This window comes from Caballeronia sordidicola, from assembly GCF_000729995.1.
GTDB classification, from domain to species: domain Bacteria; phylum Pseudomonadota; class Gammaproteobacteria; order Burkholderiales; family Burkholderiaceae; genus Caballeronia; species Caballeronia sordidicola_A.
Map to the genome: position 1 here is coordinate 1 of NZ_JNFG01000077.1, position 6224 is coordinate 6224.

3 protein-coding genes are annotated in these 6224 nt (G+C 58.0%); 1 reads left to right on the forward strand and 2 read right to left on the reverse strand.

Annotated elements, in window-relative coordinates; all coding sequences use genetic code 11:
- Positions 1-1069: 1069 nt before the first annotated feature.
- Positions 1070-3280 (reverse strand): hypothetical protein, encoded by a 2211-nt coding sequence (locus tag FH08_RS0133660; RefSeq protein WP_031362577.1) that lies wholly within the window; start codon positions 3278-3280, stop codon positions 1070-1072.
- 940 nt (positions 3281-4220) lie between these two features.
- On the opposite strand from FH08_RS0133660, the gene FH08_RS0133665 reads away from it, so the two are divergent.
- Positions 4221-5201 (forward strand): GDP-mannose 4,6-dehydratase, encoded by a 981-nt coding sequence (locus FH08_RS0133665; RefSeq protein WP_051888743.1) that lies wholly within the window; start codon positions 4221-4223, stop codon positions 5199-5201.
- Here the strand turns inward: FH08_RS0133665 and FH08_RS0133670 are convergent.
- Positions 5191-6162, reverse strand: a complete 972-nt coding sequence (locus FH08_RS0133670) for a LysR family transcriptional regulator (RefSeq protein WP_051888742.1) — start codon at positions 6160-6162, stop codon at positions 5191-5193. The two genes, FH08_RS0133665 and FH08_RS0133670, sit on opposite strands and share 11 nt — an antisense overlap.
- Positions 6163-6224 lie beyond the last annotated feature (62 nt).

A 6224-nucleotide genomic window follows, 5' to 3' on the forward strand; every position in this document is an offset into this window, starting at 1 on the left:
GTGTATAAGAGACAGGCTAGGTTCAAGGGTTAGCGGTCGGAGTCAGTGCCGGGTTGCTAGGTTCAAGGGTTAGCGGTCGGAGTCAGTGCCGGGTTGCTGCTGCTTAAGTTAGTGGTCTGCATGAGTTGGATTTTTTCTTTATCACTATTAGCCACTGTGCGTGGCGGCACGTCATTTCTTTGTCCAAAGCGACAAAGAAACGAAGCAAAGAAAACGCTTTCAGAACGAGGGCTCATAAGTTGACCTAGCGTGCAGCTTCTACGTTTTTGGCACCCCAAAAGCACGGTGCTCGCCAGAACCACCGATGTGTGAAACCCTCTTTCTCCGAACACGGATACCCACACGCTTCGCCACCAGTGACTGAACCTGCCCAAGGTTCACCCCGCGCTATCCGCGGATAACCATCCACCGAATTTGTACGGACCACGAACTACATAGCCAACCCACCAAGAAACAAAGCCTCAAAAATACGCGAGGCCCTAACCAACGCAACCAAGGCCCAGCCCGCGCAATCAACTCACTAAAATGAAGCGGCAATACACGTGATGCCGTAAGCGTGACCCACGGAAATAACCGTCCGGATCACGTAACCAACACATCAAGAAATGAAGCAAAAAATGCGCGTAGAGCCGTGCTGCGTCCTGGACAAATAGTGCTTGCCCGAGAGCGTACGGGGCGAAGCGTGTGCGTGTAAGAATTCGCGAGAAGGAGGGGTTCACACATCCGTGGTTCTGGCGAGCACCGTGCTTTTGGGGTGCCAAAAACGCGGAAACTGCACGCTAGGTCAACTTACGAGCCCTCGTTCTGAAAGCGTTTTCTTTGCTTCGTTTCTTTGTCGCTTTGGACAAAGAAATGACGTGCCGCCACGCACAGTGGCTAACAGTGGTAAAGAAAACATCCAACTCACGCAGACCGCTAAGGCCGAAAGCAGCAACCCGGCAATGACTCAGACCGCTAACGCAGGAACCTGGCAACCCGGCATCAACCCTCAACCGCTAACCCTGGCATCCCAGCATCAACCCCGCCCCCCGTCCAGTCAGCCAAAACCCAAAAAGTGCGAACGAACAGGCTATGGCCGCCACCTGTACATCATCACTTTTCCGCGTGCATCTTCTTCTACAAACACCAAATACTCGCCATCCGCCTGCCGGCTCGCGCTAATGCCATTCGGCACATCCACCCACCCCGACGCACCACCCACCTCCGGACCCGGCTTGATCACCCCAACCTCACGGCCCGACTCCTTCTCATACACATGCACCATCCCAACCGGCTCCACCGTGAACACATACTTGCCCTCAACAGTCAAACCAATCGTCGTAGCCAAAGGCTTGCTCTTCGTGTCCCAAGGCAACTCAATCGAATACCGCTGCTCCGGCCCCTTCGACCAATGGTCATACCGCACCAACCGCCGCCCCACTTCCTTCCAATACCCACGGTCAAACGGCTCGTCAGCCGTGTACCCAGTCAAATACATCGTGTCCGTATCCGCCTCGTACACCGCCCGCTTCACCACATCGAACGGCGCAGGCATCGCGTAATTCTGCGCGTTGGCATACGCATAAATTGGATTGCCCACACGGTCCACTCCACCATATCGAAAGCGATTGATCCCCTTCGTGTCACTCGTGTGCCAAATGTCACCCTTCGTATCAACCCACCACCCCCATCCACCAGGATTAGGTAGTAGTCCGTTGTTCACATCGAACTCGTTCGTCTCAAAGCGGCCATTGCCGTTGGCGTCGCGCCAGATCCAATCACCATGCGGCGGATGATTCGGAATGTTCTGCACACCACGCTCACGTCCCGCAAAGTAACCCGAAGGAATCGCCAACTCTCCATCACGCTTCGCATCAAAGCGATAAATCTTCAGGTGATCCGAATACATGTCCGTCAAATACAAGAACGTACGGCCGTCGATCTTGCGAGCCATCGGCTGCCCCGGCCAGTCATCGACGCTAAAGGTCGGATCCTCGGGATACTTGAACCGTCCGGACAAAAATCCCACGTACTTCCATTCCTGCCCCACCGGTTTCGATAGGTCCAGTTCAAAGCGCTTATTGCCGGTGTACACACTGTTCGGACGCGCCGGATCCATCCACGCGCCATCCACGAACAACAATCCCTGCACTTGCCACAATTGCCGGCCATCAGGCGCATAACTCTCAAGCGTCGCGCCAAGTCCGGCACCGGTCGCGCCCTGCCGCACACCGATCCCGTTCGTCGATACATAAACGTTCCCCGCCGCGTCCGCACCCACGCCGGTCAGCCCGTTGAAACGCTGCGGACCGGGCTGCCCCGCGACACCCGCAAAAATGCCGCCGCGCTCACCCAGCGCACCGGACTCGCGGTACTTGCCTGCGCCGCCATCGCGCGTGAAGATCAGCACCTGCTGACGCAGTCCGTTGTCAGCAACCAGCAAACGTCCCTGTGTATCAATCGTCAAATCAACGGCGTCGGTGCCTGCCGCCAGCGCGGGGGCATCGTCGATCGTCGCACCCGCCGGCGTGTAATGCGCGAGCTGTGCCTTGCCGCCTTGCGTATTGACCAGCGCCCACAACGTGCCGTCCTTCCCGAGCGCCAGACGACCCGGCTGTGTCGCGTTCCATTTGCTCTTTTGCTGCATCGACTCGGCGTCGTACACCTCGATGCGGTCCATCGCGGTATTCGCCACGTACAACAACGCATCCGATGCCGCCAGTCCACCCACGTCCTGCTTCACGCCGTCCGTCTTCGGTGCGCCGCGCTTGTCTTCCGGCGCCTCGTTGATCATCAGGAAAGCAGCGGCGAGCTGCGCGTGCCCGTCTTTATCGGCAGCCAGGTTCGCCTGGAACGCCACGCTGCGCTTCATGTCGCCGATGTCGCGACGCGACACGCCAAACCACTGCTTGCCCTTGGGCGGCCACACACCCGCCTTCGACAAATTGCCCCGCTCGTTGCCCACCCCGACCGCGACAAACGCATAGCGCCCGTTAAGCGCGATCGCGTTGCCGCCGTAGTTGCCCCAGCCATGCGTGCCACCGGCCGTGCCAAGCACCTTGCCGTCCTTGTAGACGCTCACTTCCGCGCCGCTTTCGTCCCAAGGCGCATTGGTGTACACGCGGCCGTCGGGCCTGACGGCAATCGCAGTAATGTTGATCTGCGTCCACGTGCCATCGCCAAAACCAAAGGTGTTGCCAATCCACGATGTACGCGCCTGCAGCACCGTGGGCGACGCCGGATACGCGGATCCCACCGCAGCCAGACCGAGCGCTCCCACAACCAGAAAACGTGATGCCAGAAACGAAAAGCACGAAAAACACGAAAAACACGAAAAGCGCGAAAAACGATGCAAGAGGTTTTCTCCGTCTGAGAGCGGCCCGCTCTGCTCTCCATCGGTCGACGGCACAGTAGAGGCGTCACGGCCGTTACTCGGGTGAGCCAAGACTACCGTTCAAATATTGCAAAAAAATCTGAAATAAATGCGGTGCAGCGCTAGACCACCAGTGGCGAACAAACCACAAAATGCGATCAATTACCGTTAGAAACGACTTTTAAACGCCTTCCCCGCGCTGCATGACCAGAGGATAAGAAGCCGGAGCCTTTGTCGGCGCGCCGCCAGAGCAACGACTGACTTTCACGCTGACTTATTTCATTCAAAAAAATGTTTCGAAAAGTAATAGATCCGACGTCTTTCCGGCCTCTTCACGGGCACTTCCGGAAATACTTTTTAACGTGTGACCTTCGACAATCGAATATTTTCCGGTTTGTTCTTTCATAGAATAAGCAAAGCGTAATGTTCGGCTATCGGACTCAAGCCGCGCGCAGTCCGCGGGATACGCTTCGCCACGCCACGATCGGAGTCGATACTGGAATTACTGGTGTCCGACGATCGCGCATGGGCATTCCGCAATTAATTGTCGATACGTCACGTCCAGCGCCGGTCACGCCGGGTGTTCCGCCCTCTTGAAGGAAGGGCCGCGTGATAAAATCCAAAAATAAATCAATGCGGAAAAGGCTGGCGCAAACCGCTGGCGCAAACCGCTGGGAAGCCCCGTAGTACGGGCGCCGAGCGGAGCTGCACATACTCATGCGTAACGCCGTTTCGTGATGAATCCCATCGTTCGGCGGCTATGATGTTGGAAATCGGCAAGTAACTGGCGTCACCGGACAAGGCATGCAGAATCATTCCCTTAATGCGGCAACCCTTTGCGAAACGGCCGCCGCAGATATCAAGCGCAATGAACGACATAAAACATCCTGACGGCGGCGAACGCCGTCGCGCTCTCATCACGGGTCTTTCGGGCTTTACCGGACGCCACCTGGCCGCGCGTCTGCTGGACGAAGGTTACGAGGTGTGGGGCACGACTTCACCCGCGTCCGAGCCCGACGTGCCCGGCACGACCGGCGTGCCGGTCAACCTGCTTGATCTCGACGCGGTGCGTGCCTGCGTGAGCGACGCCCAGCCCGATGTCGTCGTTCATCTTGCCGGTCTCGCGCACGTCACGGGCAACCCGCCCACACAAAGTTATCTGGTCAACATCATGGGCTCGCGCAATCTGCTCGAGGCGTTGTCGCAGCTCGACAAGAAACCGCGCGCCGTGTTGATGGCGAGTACATCGAATGTGTATGGCAATGCGGACGTGGAAGTCATCGACGAAAACGTGCCGCTGAATCCCGGCAACGACTACGCGGTGAGCAAGCTCGCCATGGAGAACATGGCGCGCCTGTGGCTCGACCGCCTGCCCGTCTTTTTTACGCGGCCGTTCAACTACACCGGCGTTGGTCAGAGCGAAGACTTCCTGTTGCCGAAGATCGTCAATCATCACGCGCGTCATGAAGCACGCATGTCGCTTGGCAACATGGACGTGAGCCGCGATTTCTCCGATGTCCGCGATGTCGTCGAAGTCTATACACGGCTACTGGAAATCTCGCCCGCGGGCGAGGCCTTCAATACGTGTTCAGGCACCGGCCATTCGCTTGGCGAAATCCTGACCATGATGGAGCGTATTGCAGAATACAAGATCGATATCTTCGTCGACCCGCGCTTCATGCGGCGCAATGAAATTGCGAAGCTGGTCGGGTCAAACGCCAAGCTGCGGCGCGCGATTGGCAGCGTCCCCGTCACCCCTATCTACGACACGCTCGAGTGGATGTTCAAACATGCACGCACGCAGGTCGAGGGTAAAGCCGTGCAGAGTGCCGCAGTCGTCAGGACGTGACGTGGTTCGCGTGATCGGCGTGTACGGTATGGCCGGAGACCAGATCATCCGCAGCTATTTGCAGTGACGACTGCCGTTTATAGATCTCCGCGATCCATTCTATGAACACCTTCACTCGCCGTGGCTGATGGCGGTTCGCTGCATACAGGATCGACACCACGCGCGGATACGACGGATACGCCCGCAGCACTTCCTTCAGCGCGCCGCTTTCCAGATATGAAGACAGCGTATAGCTCGACGCCTGAATCAGCCCGAGGCCGGCGAGGCCGCATTCGACATACGAATCCGCGTCATTGACAGCCAGCAGTGCCTTGAGCGGAATGGTCTTGGTTTCGCCGTCGACCACGAACTCCCAGCTTCTGACGCGGCCAGTCTTGCTCACCAGATAATCCACGCACATGTGGTGCTCGAGATCCTCGAGCGTTTTGGGTTCGCCATATTTCTCGATATACGACGGTGCTGCCGCGGTGACCTGGGAATAGCGGCCGATCTGCTTTGCCACCAGGCCGATATCGCCGACTGCGCCTACGCGGACCACGCAATCCACGCCAGCTTCGATGATGTCGACTTGCTTGTCGGTCAAGCTCATTTCCACGCGGATATCCGGGTAGGCTGCGAAGAACTCGGGGAGCGCGGAAATGATGGTGCTTTTCGCCATGAGCGCGGGCAGGCTGACGCGCACGGTGCCTTTTGGGCTCAGCTTGGAGCGTGACAGGGCGGACTCCATGTCGTCGACTTCGCCGAGTACCCGCACGCATCGCTCGAAGTAGATTTCGCCGTCTTCGGTGATGCTGATGCTGCGTGTGGTGCGGTTCAGGAGGCGTGCGCCGAGGTGCGCTTCGAGTGCCTGGACGGTGCGGGAAACGCTCGCGGCAGGTAGGCGTAATGCGTCGGCGGCCTTGGAAAAGCTGCCGCTCTCGACCACGCGAACGAAGACTTTCATTGCTAGAAAACGGTCCATGCCAGGAGTCCTTCTGGCCCGCAGATGTCAGGTATCTGGCTTTTTTGCTGCTGCGCGGGCCT